This window comes from Halosimplex halophilum (assembly GCF_004698125.1).
GTDB lineage: Archaea > Halobacteriota > Halobacteria > Halobacteriales > Haloarculaceae > Halosimplex > Halosimplex halophilum.
This window is the reverse complement of record NZ_SRHV01000005.1, coordinates 149879-165021: the sequence shown is the minus strand read 5'-3', so window position 1 is coordinate 165021 and position 15143 is coordinate 149879. Positions and strand designations below refer to the sequence as shown.

General features: G+C 61.7%; 17 protein-coding genes and 1 tRNA gene. 12 read left to right on the top strand and 6 right to left on the bottom strand.

The window, feature by feature from the left end; genetic code table 11:
• Window position 1: 1 nt before the first annotated feature.
• Window positions 2–634 (bottom strand): hypothetical protein, encoded by a 633-nt coding sequence (locus E3328_RS17310; protein WP_135365894.1) that lies wholly within the window; start codon window positions 632–634, stop codon window positions 2–4.
• 289 nt (window positions 635–923) lie between these two features.
• Between E3328_RS17310 and lpdA the strand changes: the two genes are divergently transcribed.
• From lpdA to E3328_RS17260, 10 genes are all read left to right on the top strand, one after another.
• A complete protein-coding gene (gene lpdA / locus E3328_RS17305) occupies window positions 924–2348 on the top strand; it encodes a dihydrolipoyl dehydrogenase (protein ID WP_135365893.1) in 1425 nt (474 codons plus the stop codon).
• A gap of 88 nt (window positions 2349–2436) precedes the next feature.
• A tRNA-Arg gene (locus tag E3328_RS17300) sits at window positions 2437–2511 on the top strand.
• Window positions 2512–2682: 171 nt separating this feature from the next.
• Window positions 2683–2943, top strand: a complete 261-nt coding sequence (locus E3328_RS17295) for an HNH endonuclease (RefSeq protein WP_135365892.1) — start codon at window positions 2683–2685, stop codon at window positions 2941–2943.
• Window positions 2944–3570: 627 nt separating this feature from the next.
• Window positions 3571–5442 (top strand): hypothetical protein, encoded by a 1872-nt coding sequence (locus E3328_RS17290; RefSeq protein WP_135365891.1) that lies wholly within the window; start codon window positions 3571–3573, stop codon window positions 5440–5442.
• Between the two features lie 63 nt (window positions 5443–5505).
• Window positions 5506–5838, top strand: a complete 333-nt coding sequence (locus E3328_RS17285) for a hypothetical protein (protein WP_135365890.1) — start codon at window positions 5506–5508, stop codon at window positions 5836–5838.
• Window positions 5835–6221: a DUF8023 family protein gene (locus E3328_RS17280; protein WP_135365889.1), complete on the top strand. Its 387-nt coding sequence runs from the start codon at window positions 5835–5837 to the stop codon at window positions 6219–6221. Before E3328_RS17285 ends, E3328_RS17280 begins: the two co-directional genes overlap by 4 nt.
• Before the next feature lie 4 nt (window positions 6222–6225).
• Entirely contained in the window at window positions 6226–7869 is a 1644-nt protein-coding gene (locus tag E3328_RS17275; RefSeq protein ID WP_135365888.1) for an Env/VP5 family phage fusion protein, read from the top strand.
• Window positions 7870–7925: 56 nt separating this feature from the next.
• Complete coding sequence (locus E3328_RS17270) at window positions 7926–8444, top strand: DUF8063 family protein (protein ID WP_135365887.1); 519 nt, start codon at window positions 7926–7928, stop codon at window positions 8442–8444.
• Window positions 8431–9342 (top strand): hypothetical protein, encoded by a 912-nt coding sequence (locus tag E3328_RS17265; protein ID WP_135365886.1) that lies wholly within the window; start codon window positions 8431–8433, stop codon window positions 9340–9342. The genes E3328_RS17270 and E3328_RS17265 overlap by 14 nt, the downstream gene beginning before the upstream one ends.
• A complete protein-coding gene (locus tag E3328_RS17260; protein WP_135365885.1) occupies window positions 9335–10291 on the top strand; it encodes a hypothetical protein in 957 nt (318 codons plus the stop codon). The genes E3328_RS17265 and E3328_RS17260 overlap by 8 nt, the downstream gene beginning before the upstream one ends.
• A 525-nt stretch (window positions 10292–10816) precedes the next feature.
• On the opposite strand, the gene E3328_RS17255 is transcribed toward E3328_RS17260, so the two are convergent.
• The 3 genes from E3328_RS17255 to E3328_RS17245 form a co-directional block, all read right to left on the bottom strand.
• Window positions 10817–11386: a hypothetical protein gene (locus E3328_RS17255; protein ID WP_135365884.1), complete on the bottom strand. Its 570-nt coding sequence runs from the start codon at window positions 11384–11386 to the stop codon at window positions 10817–10819.
• Between the two features lie 190 nt (window positions 11387–11576).
• On the bottom strand, window positions 11577–11873 hold the full coding sequence (locus E3328_RS17250; protein WP_135365883.1) for a hypothetical protein: 297 nt from the start codon (window positions 11871–11873) through the stop codon (window positions 11577–11579).
• Between the two features lie 12 nt (window positions 11874–11885).
• A complete protein-coding gene (locus E3328_RS17245) occupies window positions 11886–12188 on the bottom strand; it encodes an ArsR family transcriptional regulator (RefSeq protein WP_246023045.1) in 303 nt (100 codons plus the stop codon).
• A 489-nt stretch (window positions 12189–12677) separates the two neighbouring features.
• Here E3328_RS17245 and E3328_RS17240 point away from each other — a divergent pair, with 489 nt between their 5' ends.
• Both E3328_RS17240 and E3328_RS17235 read left to right on the top strand, forming a co-directional pair.
• Window positions 12678–13685, top strand: coding sequence for a tyrosine-type recombinase/integrase (locus E3328_RS17240; RefSeq protein ID WP_135366443.1), 1008 nt, complete (start codon window positions 12678–12680; stop codon window positions 13683–13685).
• Between the two features lie 5 nt (window positions 13686–13690).
• Window positions 13691–13948: a hypothetical protein gene (locus E3328_RS17235; RefSeq protein ID WP_135365881.1), complete on the top strand. Its 258-nt coding sequence runs from the start codon at window positions 13691–13693 to the stop codon at window positions 13946–13948.
• 73 nt (window positions 13949–14021) lie between these two features.
• Here the strand turns inward: E3328_RS17235 and E3328_RS17230 are convergent, their stop codons facing one another.
• Window positions 14022–14321: a hypothetical protein gene (locus tag E3328_RS17230; RefSeq protein WP_135365880.1), complete on the bottom strand. Its 300-nt coding sequence runs from the start codon at window positions 14319–14321 to the stop codon at window positions 14022–14024.
• 39 nt (window positions 14322–14360) lie between these two features.
• A complete protein-coding gene (locus E3328_RS17225; RefSeq protein WP_135365879.1) occupies window positions 14361–15134 on the bottom strand; it encodes a creatininase family protein in 774 nt (257 codons plus the stop codon).
• Between the last annotated feature and the right edge of the window lie 9 nt (window positions 15135–15143).

The following is a 15143-nucleotide window of genomic DNA, read 5'->3' as shown; positions in this document are numbered from 1 at the left end:
TTCAGAGGTCCGCGAGCAGCGACTCGGTGTACCGGTGGGCGAGGGTGACGGCGACGGCGCCGAGGACGGCCGCCGTCGCGAACGTCCGGACGGAGACACCGAGGCCGCTCCGGCGGAACGGGCCCTCGCTGGCCGTCTCGACGTACGACGCGAGCATCGGTTCGCCGCCGAGCCCGAGCGCGAGGAGGCCGACGGTCGCGAGCGTCGCCAGCCCGCCGGTGCCGAAGCCGACGTAGGTGGCGAACGTCTCGGCCGTGAACAGCCGCTCGGCCTTCCGTTCGGTCAGCGGTTCGTTGCGCGCCCGCGAGACGACGACGCCGACCAAAAGCGCCGCCGTTCCGAGTTCGAGGACGAGCGCGAACAGCCCGACCACGAGGACGACCGGGGAGGCCACCGCGGGGTCGGCCGTCGGCAGGTACGACGCCGCGCTCGCCGGGTACAGCAGGTACAGCGGGAGCGCCAGCGCAAGCGCGCTCACCAGAAGCGACTGGACCAGCAGCTTCTGCGGGACCGGCTGTTTGAAGTGTGAGAACCGTTCGATCCGGACCCGGTCGTACGCCGAGTCGCTCAGCACCCGCTGGAGGATGGGGTCCTCGGGCGGGTCGTCCGATCCGTCCGTCGAGTTTCCGCTCATGCGAACCTCGTCTATCTCCCGGTCCACGATTCCGGTATAAGACCCTTGCGTTGCGAGCCTCGATGGCAATAATCGCCGGCGAGCGTCGCGCTACCGACCGGTCCGTTCCGGGGGGATCGCGCCGGGACCGCGGCCGGCCGTCGGCTCCGAACCCGACATCCGTCGCGGGCCTGCGACTGCAACCGCCGCCGGTCGAGCCCGGGGTCGCGCGGGCCGGCGCGCGGTCGGAACGGGGCGGGGCCGGCGCGCACACCCGCCTCTTTTTAGCCGGGCACTCCACCCTCCGACAATGGTCGTCGGAGACGTGACAACCGGAACTGACGTACTGGTCATCGGCGGGGGACCGGGCGGCTACGTCGCCGCCATCCGCGCCGGGCAGCTCGACCTGGACGTGACCCTCGTCGAGAAGGACGCCTACGGCGGCACCTGCCTGAACTACGGCTGTATCCCCTCGAAGGCGATGATCTCCGCGACGGACATCGCCCACGACGCGGGCGACGCCGAGCACATGGGCATCTACGCCGACCCCGCGGTGGACCTGCAGGGGATGGTCGAGTGGAAGGACGGCGTCGTCGACCAGTTGACCGGCGGCGTCGAGAAGCTCTGCAAGGCCGCGGGCGTCAACCTCGTCTCCGGCCGCGCGGAGTTCGCCGGCGAGGACCGCGCCCGCATCGTCCACGGCGGCGAGGGCCAGGGCGCCGAGACCATCGAGTTCGAGCACGCCATCGTCGCCACGGGGTCGCGACCCATCGAGGTGCCGGGGTTCGAGTTCGACGGCGAGCATATCCTCTCCTCGCGCGCGGCGCTCGATCTGGACGCCGTCCCCGAAAGCATGGTCGTCGTCGGCGCCGGCTACATCGGCATGGAGCTCTCGACGGTCTACCAGAAACTGGGCTGTGACGTGACCGTCGTGGAGATGCTGGACGACGCCCTGCCGGGCTACGAGGACGACGTGGCCCGCGTCGTCCGCGAGCGCGCCGCGGACCTCGGCGTCGACTTCCACTTCGGCCAGGCCGCCGATAGCTGGGAGGAAGCCGGCGACGGCATCACCGTCCGCACCGAGAACGAGGACGGCGAGATCGCGGAGTTCGGCGCAGAGAAGTGTCTCGTCGCCGTCGGCCGCCAGCCCGTCACGGACACCCTCAATCTGGACGCCGTGGGACTGGAACCCAACGAGGACGGCTTCCTCGAAACCGACCACGAGGCCCGGACGGACGTGGACCACGTCTTCGCCGTCGGCGACGTGGCCGGCGAGCCGATGCTCGCCCACAAGGCCAGCGCCGAGGGGGAGGTCGCCGCAGGAGTCATCGCCGGCGAACCCGCCGCACTGGACCACCAGGCGATCCCCGCCGCCGTGTTCACCGACCCCGAGATCGGCACCGTCGGGATGACCGAGGCGGAGGCCGAGGAGGCCGGCTTCGACCCCGTCGTCGGGCAGTTCCCGCTCCGGGCGAACGGCCGCGCGCTCACGCTCGGCGAGGACGAGGGGTTCGTCCGCGTCGTCGGCGACGGCGACAGCGGCTTCCTCCTCGGTGCCCAGGTCGTCGCCCCCGAGGCCTCCGAACTCGTCGCCGAACTCGCGCTGGCCGTCGAGATGGGCGCGCAACTGGCGGACGTGGCCGCGACCATCCACACCCACCCCACCCTCTCCGAGGCCGTCGGCGAGGCCTGCGCCAACGCGCTCGGCGAAGCGATCCACACGCTGAACCGGTGACTGGCCGCTAACCCGGTCAGGGGTCCGTTTGGCCCCCGCAACTGAACCCGGGCCGCTTTTTACGCGCGGCCGTCCAACCCGAGACACGGGGCACGTAGCTCAGTCCGGAAAGAGCGTCGGACTTCTAATCCGACGGCCGTGGGTTCAAATCCCACCGTGCCCGTGCGAATACTGCACGTTTAGGACTTCTAGCTGAGTATTCCGTAGAAGCGCGCTCTGAACCGTATTCTAGCGGTACGCTATTCTCTCCCGAAACTCGGAATTCGGATTCCACACACATCACGTGTGGCCCCCTCCGCTGTCTGGCGAATCTCATTGTCGAGAGGTGGTCGGCATGATCGTCGGCCCCCGCGTCGAGTTTGCCGTCGACCACTACCCGCGCATCCGAGTGTGGGATTCGGAGGCCGGCCACGACCGCTATCTCTACCTCCACCGGCTGACCGCCTACGCCCACGGCGAGATCGACGACCTCTGGTCACACCTGGAGGTCCATCACACGGATCACGACCGCTGGAACAACCGCCCCGGTAACCTCGAAGCCCGCGAACCGGAGCCGCACGCGGACTATCACCTGAACGGGGGTGCGCTTCCGTGACGGGAGATCGTCGCGGTCCCTCAGCTGAAGAATGGCCGTACCCTCCGAACGAATTTATCCCCGCGTCGTGGCTCGTCGAGGACGGCGCGACAGACCGGGAAGTTCGTGAGGCTATCGAGTCGGTCGATACCGACTCTTCAGTCCGAGGTGGTCAGTCGTGACTGCCTCCTTTCTCCGCCGACTCGCGTTCACCCTGACGTGCTACTTCTTGGTCGGCTGTCTTGTCCTCGTTCTATTCCCCTACATCTGGCTCAGCCGGGCAGTCAATGCCCTCAGCACCGGCTTTCAGCAGCAAATCGGTCAGGTCCAGGACGGTGATCCGCGATGACCGACTGGGAATCGTTCCGGTGGTACACCTGCCGGATCTGCGGCGAACCCTGTATCAACCGGATCGGTGACTCCCCGACACAGGCTCGTGAATGCCGTTCCTGTCATTCCGTTCCATTACTTGACGACCCTCCCACCACAAGCAAGGACCCGCAGAGAGCGGCCCCCTCCCATGGGGGCCCGAGCGAGGACCCGCAGCGCACCGCGCGCCGGAGGCGCGCGAATCGTGATGCGGTGCGGTCGCGGTGCGGTAGCGGTCTCGACGACGACTGGCTCGCTCTCGATTCTGACTCACTGTAGATGGCGACGGAGGACCCAACCGACACCGGCGGTTCTCGGCAAACCAACTCGAAAGACTCTGTAACCCCGGCTCAACCCGGTAACTCGGCCGATTCTGAGCGCGAGTTACCGACGACTGCCGAAAGGGTCTCAGAGTCCTACGCGAAGTACCCCGACCGGACCCAGCTGCCGCTGACCGAGCGCGACGGCGTATCCCTCCGCCGCGACTACACCCGCGAACACTACGAGCCCTTCCACAGTGAAGCGATTCGGGAGATCGACGACGACGTGACCGGCCAGCAATTGGTGGCCCGAACTCCCTTCGACTGGGGCGAAGCCGTCGAAAAGATGCTCGAAGACCACGAAGACACCCGCCGAACTACAATAAATCTCGAAAAAGGACGCCCCAGCGACCCCGAATACGCCGAGTTCTCTGTCGAAGCTGTCACCCGCTGGTTCGCCTCCTATCAGATGAAGTACTACGCTCAGATGGAAGGCTGGCTTCGTGAACTAACCGGCGGTGAGCGGCCCTCTGGTGGTACGTCCACAGCTAACTACGATGATCCGCATATCTGTCTCCTCACGACGAGCGCGTCTTCGATGCCGGACGGCGAACGAGTCGCACCCGTCGATCACATCTCCGTCCGTCGGAGTAGCTGGAACAGTTGTTACGATACTCTACGGAATACCATGCGGTCGCTCGGTTACGATTGGCAGTATGAACGTCGTTCGGAGCCGCATACGGGCAAACGCGGCGAGTACGGAATCAACCGCTGCTACGGCCACGACCATATCGTCCTGGTCGTCGACGGCCCGGTCACGCCGAACGACCTCCGGCCGGTGATCGAGAAACACGTCGAAGAGTGCGAGTGGGCTGGAGCCGATGCCCACGATCTCGACATTCAGGACTGGGACGCGAACGCCGACGACGTGGACACGGTCGAAATCAAGGAACCCGAGGAACTGGAGAGTACTGCCCAATACGTCGCGGATTACGCATCTATCGACCCGCTCGACCTTCACGAACGGTCGGAGGAATACATCATGTGGGCCGCGGCGGTCACCGCCGCGAACGCGAAGACACAGAGCCGGTCGGACGCTGCCGGTTGGGCTTCGACCGCCGACGCCTGCAAACAGCGGTACGAGTCTGACCAGTCTGACCAGTCCGTCGACCACGGCGAGAGCGTCGTTCGGTCGTCTACTCGCGGCGTCGACCTCGAATGCGCGAAGTGCGGGAGTCCCCACGGAATCGACCAGGACCAAACGCTGACCGCTGCCCGAATCGGTGATCAGTCTCCCGCAGCTGCCGACGGCGGCCTCGACCGCGAGGGTGAACTGCGCGACCGATGGCCGTCGGCTCGTGCTGCTGCATCCGTCGGGCAAACACCCACGGAGAAGCGTCAGCGGGAACAAATCGAACAGTACTTAGAACGCTACCCCGACGCGACACCGACTCAAATCATAGGTGCGCTCGGGTTGCCACCCGATGCTCGACAGCTAATCGAAGAGGTTGACCATGGCGTCGACCCGTCCGAACCAGTCTCGTTCGACCGTCCGCCCGAGTGGCAGGTCAAGAGCGTCACCGTTGGTGAAGAGGAATATCCTGCATCAGCCGGTACAGGCGTCGAAATGGTTGAAACCGTCGACTACATCGATAGACTACTTCGGAATACGAAACTCGGCTGTGAGAATTCCGATTCGATTCTTTGGCGCTGCGAACGAACTGGTACGGCGATGTTCGGTGGTGAGTCGATGGCCGGATACCTTCTGAAACACGGAATCAAACACCCTGAAGTGGTCGATTCGGTTGTTTCTGCTCAACGCGTTCCGGTGTCAGATGGTATCGGAACTGTTTCAGTAGATTCTCAGGGCTTTGATGGTAGTATCCGCTAATTTCACTTTCACCGGGGTCGAATCCCGTTTTTTACTAGTGGCGCTAGATGTTCCGAGTGTAGCATGGCTACTAATGACGAAACCTCGTCGTTCGAGGACTTCCCTGAGCCGGAGACCTCGAACGACGACGGTGATTCCGATTGGATCGACCTCGAACCGGGCGACGAAGTGACCGGCCGCATCACGAGCTTCAACCCGAACGCCGGCCGGAACGGTGTCGTGGAACTCGACGGCCGACCCACGTACATCACCGCGGGCATCCGCCGTCAACTTATCGCCGAGCTGGTCGAGGGAGCGCAGATGGCCCTCCGCGTCTCGGAGGAGGAGGAGTCCTTCGAGGACGACGACGGCGAGGAGGTGACCTACAACCCCAAAGAAGCGAGGTTCCGCCGATGAGTAGCCGTCGTCGCAGGGGTAGCGCGCTCGACGCCTACCGCGAGCTGAACATCGTGACCGCGCTGGCCCTGATGGGCTTCGCCGTCGTCGGCTTGGTGCAAACCGGACTCATGCTCGACATCGTGGAGCTGCTGACGCAGTACAAGTTCCTGACGCTGGCCGTGTCGTTCGCGGCATTCGCGGTGATCTTCGCGTCTTCGGACACTCGCAACCCCGACAACTACCACGTTGTCGAGTTGCTGACTATCGCCGTCACGTCGATCGTGATGATCGCCCATGCCGCGTTCGTCGAGGTGCAGAACCTCGTGAGTAACCTCGATCCGTTCGCGTCCATCGTGGTGATGATCCTGATGGTCGTGACCGGTGCGATCCTCGGGAAGTAGGACGATGAGACAGGCGACTCAACAGGTGGCCGCGTTCGCCGCGGCCGTGCTGCTGGTGGCCTCGTCACTCGCCGGAGCTGTGACGATCGGCGTCGGCGGCGTCGACGAGCTCGACGACATCAACCCGATCGGTGAGTCCGGTGCTCAGACCGGTGCCGCCCTGGGCGCTGGCCTTCCAGGTGTCGCGATCGGATCGACTATCGCAGAGGTGTTCTTCGGTGACACTGCGAACGCGACCGAGTTGGAAGCTGCTGATGCCCTGGAAGCCGAGAAAAACGTCTATCAGGGTGCTATAACCCAGGGTCAGAACAACCAGATCCTCGAAGATAGTTACAACAACTATCTTCAGGACACGGAGACCGTGGCGAAGATGGTAGGCAAGAACGCCTACATCCGAGCCCTGAACAACGGTACTGCGGAAGCTGAGGCCCGTCAGGAGGCTAAAGACGCCGTGTCGGACTACTACGCTGCGAAGCAGGTCCAGCTGCTCCGTACGTGGTCCGTGTCCATGACGTACACGGAGACCCTGAAAGAACAGCTGCGAACGTCGAATGCTGACCCGAAGACGGTTCAGCTTAACTACACCTGGGACGACGTGAACAGCGACAACAGCGTTGTCACGAACGTCTCCTACGGTGCGACGAACGAGACCGTGCTGGTCAACGGTACGGTTCGCGAGTTCGATACTGCTGAAGTGATGTGGGACAACACGAATGAGCCGGCGTCCGGTGCCGCTCCGCTGTCCCCTGACCCGTATCACTACCAGCAGTACTCGAACGGTGGTAGTGCTGGCTACTTCGGCCTCATCGGTGACAACCTTGAGGTCGAGTCCCTGGCTGCGTTCCCGCCGGAGCAAAACGGTGAAGATATCCAGGGTTACGATGCCGAGTCGTACCTGGTGATTTCGGAGTACACTACGCTGTGGTCCGAAATCGAGAACCAGAACAGCCAGGTACAGGACGAGATGGACACGTTCGTCACCAACACGTACGACCAGTACCAGGCTGGAGAAATCACTGAGGAGGACCTCGTAGACCCGTACCTCGGTGCGCGCCAGTACTCGCCTGAGGCTGACTACAACACCTGGGCGATCCGCAGTCTCACGTCCATGGGTGTTCAGCCGCCTGCGAACATGTCGACGACCGGCACGATGAACGTGACCGACCACAGTACCGGCCAGCAGCTGACCGGTGTGCTGATGTCGGACGGTCTCCCGCAGTCAGGCAGCTTCGAGATCGGCACTCGGTACGATGCGAAGGAGCTGCAGGGTTACCAGTTCGTCGTCGACGACCAAGGCGAGTCGACCGAGCTAACTGGTAACTTCACCGTGACCGCCGTACACCACCCCAACGGTACGGAGAAGAACATCACGTCGGTAGAGTACAGTAGCATCAACTACGAGACGACCAGCATCGAGGAGTACAAGAGTACCCTCGAACAGCTGCAAGAGACGACCGCGCAGATCAACGCTCGCCAGGAGCGGATGAGACAGTCTGGTGCTGGTGTCGGCTGGCTCCCGAACGTCGGTGACTTCGGTGGTGGCTTCCTCGCCGGCGGAGTCGCCGCGTTCGTCGTCGGAGCTGTGATCGTCGTGATCCTGCTGCTGACGCTGTACTCGGTACTCGGTCCGGTGTTGATGGCGACGTAGAGCTAAGAACCCCACCCCCTACCCAATTTATCGAAACCATGAAACGATTAGTCGTTATGCTGGCTCTCGTCATCGGTGTCTCTCTCGTCCCTGCTGTGGCTGTCGCACAGTCCGCAAACGGGACGCAGAGCGGTTCCGGTGTCCAGATGCCCCAGCAGTCCGGAACGCAGATACAGGACGGCCTGGTGTTGCTGTCGTCGTCGTACAACTCCGACGCTGGTACAGTCACGCTCGTCTTCCGCTCCGAGCGGCCTACATCAGTCACCCTGGCTGACGCTGGTGCGTTCATGCAGGAAGGTGAGATCAACCGACGTACCGAGGTGATGGACGGGAAGACGAAAGTGGAGTTTGCGGTGACTGAGAGTAACGGATTCGTCGGTGTGTCGATATCGACGCAAGAGACGCTCTACGGTCACCCCATCAAGATCGGTTCGAACGACTTCGTGCCGGGTGGCCCGTCGCCCGAGGACACCTGGCTGGCCGGCTCGACCGTGTTCGTGCTGTTCGCCGTCGCGCTGCCCGGCGCGTTCTACGCTAACCGCAAACTGCGAGGAACCGAGCATGACCAACACTAACGACCCGCCGAACCCGCAGGCTCCGCCGTCTCCATCGAACAAGCGGCTGATGCTGGAAGTGCTGAAAGCGACCGGCATCCCGCTGATGTTCGGGCTGCTCTGCCTGACCGGACTCGCCCTCATCTGGTGGTACGGCTTGCCCGCCCGGCCGATCTCCATCGTGCTGCTCTCCGTGCTGATCGCCGGGCCGTTCATCGTGGTCTACGCGTTCCTCTTCGCGTACATCTACCAGAAGCGCCTCGACGTGCCGGTCGTCCTCCTGGACCCCGACGGCCAAGAGTGGGGCCTGAAGTACCTCCACCCCGACGAGTTCGGGCAAGCCGAAATCGAAGGCGACCGACTCGCCACCCGCCACGGTCGCGCGACCGGCGAGACCATCTACTTCGCCGAAGGCCACCGCATCGAGCAGCGCGAAGAGGTCGACCCGGAGACCGGCGAGAAAGAGACCGTCCCGCGGCGCGTGCTCACCTCGACGTGGGAAGGCGAGATCTCCCACCAGAAGTTCATGGAGAAGAAGACCGCGCTGAAACAGCAGCGGAAGAAACTCGTCCCGCTGGCGTTCGAGGGCCTGAAAGCCCGCGCCGGTGCGGACATGAAGGTCCTCGAAAACACGGACAAACTGGCGCACTCGCTGCTGCTTGGCGCAGAAGATGACTCCTTCCTCGCCGACGGGCTGAACCCGATGGACTTCGACCTCGATGTCGATCTCGACGAAACGCTCGACGGGCTGATCCCCAGCCGCGAGGAAGCCGACGACCAGGAGGAACGCGCGGCCGCCGACCGGCCTGGGTCAGCTGACATTCAGGAGTCGACCGACCCGCTGGAAGAGCGCGCCCAGTCCGACGGCTCGCCGGGCAGCAACGGCCAACACCCCGGCAGCGAGGTGAACCATGAGTGACTACGACGGCAGTTCGCTCGGCATCGGCGCTGCGGAGTTCCGCGAAGTGGCCGAGGGCCGACTGACCGAGAACAACCGCGTCTATCCGCTCGCGCCGTTCCTCGACGGCCGTGCACTCCGTCGCTACGTCCACTACAAGCGTCGGTATGATGAGATTCTGAACATCAACGAGGACCACGACGCCGATCTCCCGGCGACGTTCGAACAGACCCAGTACTGTCGGAACCTTATCGCCGCCCACGGTTCGCCAGTCGCAGCTGCGGCAGTCCGAAACGGGAACCTCGCGGTGCTCTCCTGGCTGTCCGGGTTGACTCGTCGAGAGTCGGACTTCTCCAGCGCCCAGGTGTTCTCCCAGCTGGTCCAGGACCTCCGGCGACCGGGCTACCTCGGTGTGTTCCTCGGCATGACCGACGGTGGAAAGACGAACTCCGCCCTGGTCGGTGCCGGGCTACACCTCCGCGACGAACCCGACGCGATCCTCGCTACGAACGTGACCACCCTGGAGTGGGAAGAGGCCGAGCTGAACGAACGGACCTACACCGTCGAGTCCAAATCCGACCTGGAGCAGTTGTGCCACGAGTACCCCGACGTGGTGGCCGTCCTCGATGAGATGAGTACCCAGGCGAACGCTCAGACTCAGAGCTACGAGGTGAACAGCGAGTTCTACCCGCTGGTGACGTTCAAATCTAAACTCGGTCTGCGGCTGTTCGTCATCGGTCACCGCGAGGACGGCTACGACATCGCGCCGCCGATTCGAGAACACGCCGATCACATCATCGTCCAACGCGCTGAGGACGTGGGCCTGGACGAGACTGAATACTCCGCGGAGTTCTACCGTGATCTCGCCGACGGCGAACCCGACGACCTCGTGTATACGCTCGATCCGGTACCGCCGATTGCCGGCACGTACGAACCTGACGAGCAAGCGAAGTTCAATATATCTGATTAAATTATAGCTATCCTATATTGACCGATTATTGCCTACTAAGGCCGATTAAAGCTCCACTTTGTCTTCCCACAGTTCCGACACTTGTACTTCTTTTTTGTACGATAATCAGTGTCTTTTATGTGGACTCTTTTTGAGGACCCAGTAGTGGTCCAGTTGTGATCGTCACAATAGAAGTCGTCCGACCCGGAGCCCGACGTTGCCGCCTTGATGAAGGCATCGCTGAGGGCATTGTATATCTTTCCCATACGAATGGCAATTATGTCTGAATCATAAAAAGGTTAATTGAAACGGAATCTTAGTAACTTCCTGAGAGGGGCTTGGGCGATTTATTCAGAGAGATTAATCATATATGATAAGGACGTCCGACAAGCCAGTTTCAGGAGTGTTTCCAACGTTCCATTTCACCAGATCAATAACAAAACTAATATAAGTATTTTTATAGCCATTCATTGGATTCTAATATGTTGAGCGAGCCCGCGAGCGCCCCCCTCAATGGGGGGCCGAGCAGATCGGGCGTTTCCGTCATTACTGCCTCTCATCTGGTTCTTCAGCCCAGATAATAAATGCAATAAGCAAGATCACCGCTGAGAGTATCCCGTATCCAATTTTAAATCCATTCCAAGGGTCAAGTGATAAGAAGAATTTTGTCACACTCATATATATCAGGAATATTGACGTGATCCAGCCACCAAATATCTCCATAATACTAGCCATATCTCTACTGTGTTCAAGCAGTGGCGAGATATGCATTATAAGCGCGAAGAGTGCTGAAATGATCACAATTGCAGGATAGGGGATACTTCCTACAACCTCATCCAGTGTATAGTAAATCGATTGAATAAATATGCCAAAGAAGAACCCAAGCGCAAAATGAGTCTGATATTTTTGCCTATTCTTTATTGATTTCCCAAGATAATGTCCTGTTCCGATACCTGCTGCTGCAAGAGTGAACGGTCTGGCATAATTTGAATACAATGGTACTTCTGAAGTGGAAGCATCTACTGCAATAGCAACAGATGTTATCGTGGCCACCGCAAAGAAGCCCGCTAATACGCTGAGTAATCTATCAAATCTATTGATGTTATCTTCACTCATATTCCGTTCTTTTGATTACGACTACTGATATTTCTGACTATAATCCAAGACCGTCATCTTTAGAATAGGATTCGATCTCGTCTGAACCTTGCATCCCTGTCTTATATCTCACTCATATTTACAATTTATATTTAATATCTCATTATACGAAATCGGAAATGAGATCGAATTGTAATATGTTCTTGCCCAGTTAGTTGCTAATCGACTGAGGATGTCGGGGTGTCGGATGCAGTTCCATGTCTATCTCTCCATCGAGGTACTGCTTTCCCGCTGTGGTGATTTCTACGAGCTCGGCGTCCTCGGTGAGAAACGCCACTAATTCAGCATCGGCCAAGACATAACACCGCTCCCTAACCTGCGCTCTCGTCGCGTGAATCCCCGGAATCTTCGCCATGTAGCGGGGCGTCGACCACGATTCATCCCGAAGGTATTCCAGTATCCGTTCGTCGATGCTGCGTTGCCATTGAGCAGTTCTTCGTATCGTCATGCTGGAGGGTCCTCACACGCCGTTGGTTCCCTGTTCCGACGCCGATGGTCCATTAGCGGTCGAATTTCCGTCGTCGATATAAGCTTCTTCTTCCGCGTCGTATTCCTCTTCGAGATAGGCTTCACCCTTTTCCGTGATTACGTAGGCTCCGTTTCCGACGTGCCGGAGTAGGCCGTTCTCTGCCAGTGTCTTGCACCGTCGGGCAATGTGAGTCTGTGAAACGCGGATTAATCCGCTATCGTTGAGCTGCTTGGGAGTCCCGGACCCCTCGTTCTCCCGCATCCATTCGAGAATCCGGTCGTCCCAGACACTCATCCACGAACCAGATCGACGCATCTTGCTCTCATTTCCACCGTGTGGAACCTATTTCATACTCTATCAATTAAAGAGTGCTTAAATCACGTAGTAGGGTTGTCGTTACATTTATGTTGTCAGCCGTCTCCAGTGTGGTCGTGGGCCGCCCGTACCGATGGCTCCCGATCGTCGGAATCGGGCCGTGCTGGAACACGGCCCAGAAGGTGGCTCCGCACGCGCATCCATGCAAGACGGAACCAGCGTGGGGCATTCGCCCCACACGTCTTCAGAGGCATCGGCCAGTGAAAAGAACGCCGTTCGACTGGAAGGCGACTATCGACTGCGTTGCCCCGACTGCGGACACACGGACCACTGCACCAGCCACGCCGCAGCGGCGTCCCTCCAGACCTCGAAGCCCTGCCCGAACTGCAACCGGATGATGGCCGTCTCGACCGGGAGTGGTCAGAGGTGACGGACCTCGACCCGATCGGCCCGAGGGAAGCGGTCGATATGTTCATCGATGCGATGCAGGATGAACACGCCCAGTCGACACGCGACGCCGAAGAGTACCGCCTGAATGCGTTCATCGAGTTCTGCGAGGACGAAGGGATTGAGAACCTGAATGACCTCACCGGCCGTCACCTGTTCAAGTTCCGTATCTGGCGGCGCGAGGGTCAGGGCGACGGCCGCGGCCCGGTCAAACTGGTGACGCTGAAAGGCCAACTGGCGACTCTCCGCCGGTTCCTCCGATTCTGCGCGAACATCGATGCGGTCCCGCCGGAGCTGTACGAGCAGATTTCCCTCCCGGCGATGAAGAACGGGGAAGCCGTCTCCGAAACCACGCTCGACCCCGAGCGCGCTATCGAGATTCTGGACTACCTCGAAAACGCGGAACCCGGCTCGATGAACCACATCGTCCTCCTCCTGCTGTGGGAGACGGGCGCGCGAACCGGCGCGATCCGCGGCCTCGACCTCCAGGACGTAGACCTCGACGGATCACACCCCCGCTTTTCGGGTCCAGCGGTTCACTTCGTCCACCGACCCGACGAAGGAACTCCCCTCAAGAATCAGGAGAAGGGGAGCCGGTGGAACCGGATCAGCGAGAAGGCCGCCCGGTACATCGAGGACTACATCGAGTATCACCGGCCGGATGTCACCGACGACAACGGCCGGGAGCCGCTGATCGCCACGGAGTACGGCCGGCCGTCCGGGAACACCTACCGGCGGACACTCTACCGCATCACCCGCCCCTGCTGGCGCGGCGAGGAGTGCCCACACGACCGCGACATCGAGGACTGCGAGGCGACCGACCTTCACCACGCCAGCAAATGCCCTTCTGCGCGCTCCCCTCACGACGTTCGTAGCGGTCGCGTGACCTACTACCGTCGTGAGGACGTTCCCCGCCGGATCGTCAAGGACCGCCTGAACGCGAGCGAGGACATTCTGGATCGGCACTACGACCGCCGGTCCGACCGCGAGCAGGCCGAACAGCGCAGCAACCACCTTCCGGACATCTGACAATCATGATCCGCAAACCGTCCGCAGCATATCCCGTAATTCCAGGGTCCCACCGTGCCCGTGCCACTTTTTGCGGCGGTGAGTTCCTCGCGCGCCGGGAGCGCGCTGCGGGAATCCTCCGCCGCAAAAACTTGGGGAAAAAGCCGAACTGCGGCCAGTACGACACGACCGTCATCGAGCTGGCCCGCGGCCTCGGCGACATCGTGGCCATGTGGTCCAGCGGCCAGATCGGCAGCGCCCCGAAGTCGGATAAACCGACATGATTGTGTCGGCACTACACAAAGGAGTCGATTCGGACGGTCACCGTCGACGGCAGTGAAAACGTAATCCGACCGCTCAGAAGCCCTGGTTCGGGTCGGCCGCGAGGTCGCCGTACCCGGCGATGCGGTACTCGCGGGAGTCGGTGCAGTCGTCGTTGGCCGCGGCGAGGTCGCCGACGGCGTAGTCGAAGCGGTGCGCGAAGTCACCGCTATGACTCTCGATCCGGTCGAGCACGTCCTCGACCGATAGCTCCTCGTCGTACTCGTCGCGGAAGGCGGCGGCGTTCTCGGCGGCCGTCGCCGCGGTCTCGGCGTCGGCGCCGAACTCGTCTTCGAAGGCCGCTGCCAGTTCCGTCTCGAAGTCGTCGTCGCTCATACCCGACGGTTCCGGGTCATCACACCTGTCTCTTGCGACTCAGACGTGGTCGCGGGGCATCAGGTCCTCGAAGGGCTGGTCGTCGAGCCACTCGGCCAGCCGGACGAGCTGGTCGCTGGCGGCCGCGAACAGCTCTGCCCCTTTCTCCCGCGTCGCGTCGGTCTGGTCGCCCAGCACCCCGCTCTCGGTGTTGTCGATGGCGTCGTAGAAGGTGCGGGCGCCGTGTTTCCGGAGGCCGTCGTAGTCCGCCACGTCGCGGACCCCCTCGTCGCGGGCGCGCTCGAACTGGTCCTCGCGGACGAGGTCGTCGTCGATGTGGAGCATCATGGCGGTCTCCTTGGGGCCGCCGTGGGGGCCGTTGTGCTCGAACAGGTCGTCGACGAGGTCGGGGATCGACTCGTCCCACATCCACTCGACGGCGTAGGCGGCCTCGTCGTCGCGGAGGCGCCGGCCCACTTCGCGGAGGTGGGCGACGTTGCCGCCGTGGGCGTTGACGAAGACCACGCGGTCGATCCCGTGGTAGGTGAGATTCCTCGTGAGCGACTCGACGTAGTCGCGGAAGACGCCGGGCTCGACCCACATCGTCCCGTTGAACTGGCGGTGGTGGGGGCTGACGCCGACGTTGACGGTGGGGGTACAGAGGTAGCCCGTCCGCTCGGCGGCCTCGCGGGCGAGCGCCTCGGCGATGCGGTGGTCAGTCGATTCGGGGAGGTGCGGGCCGTGCTGTTCGGTCGACCCCAGCGGCACCAGGGCCAGCGACTCCTCGGCGAAGTACTCGCCCAGCTCCGGCCAGGTCCGGTCTCCGAGGTACATGTCCCATCC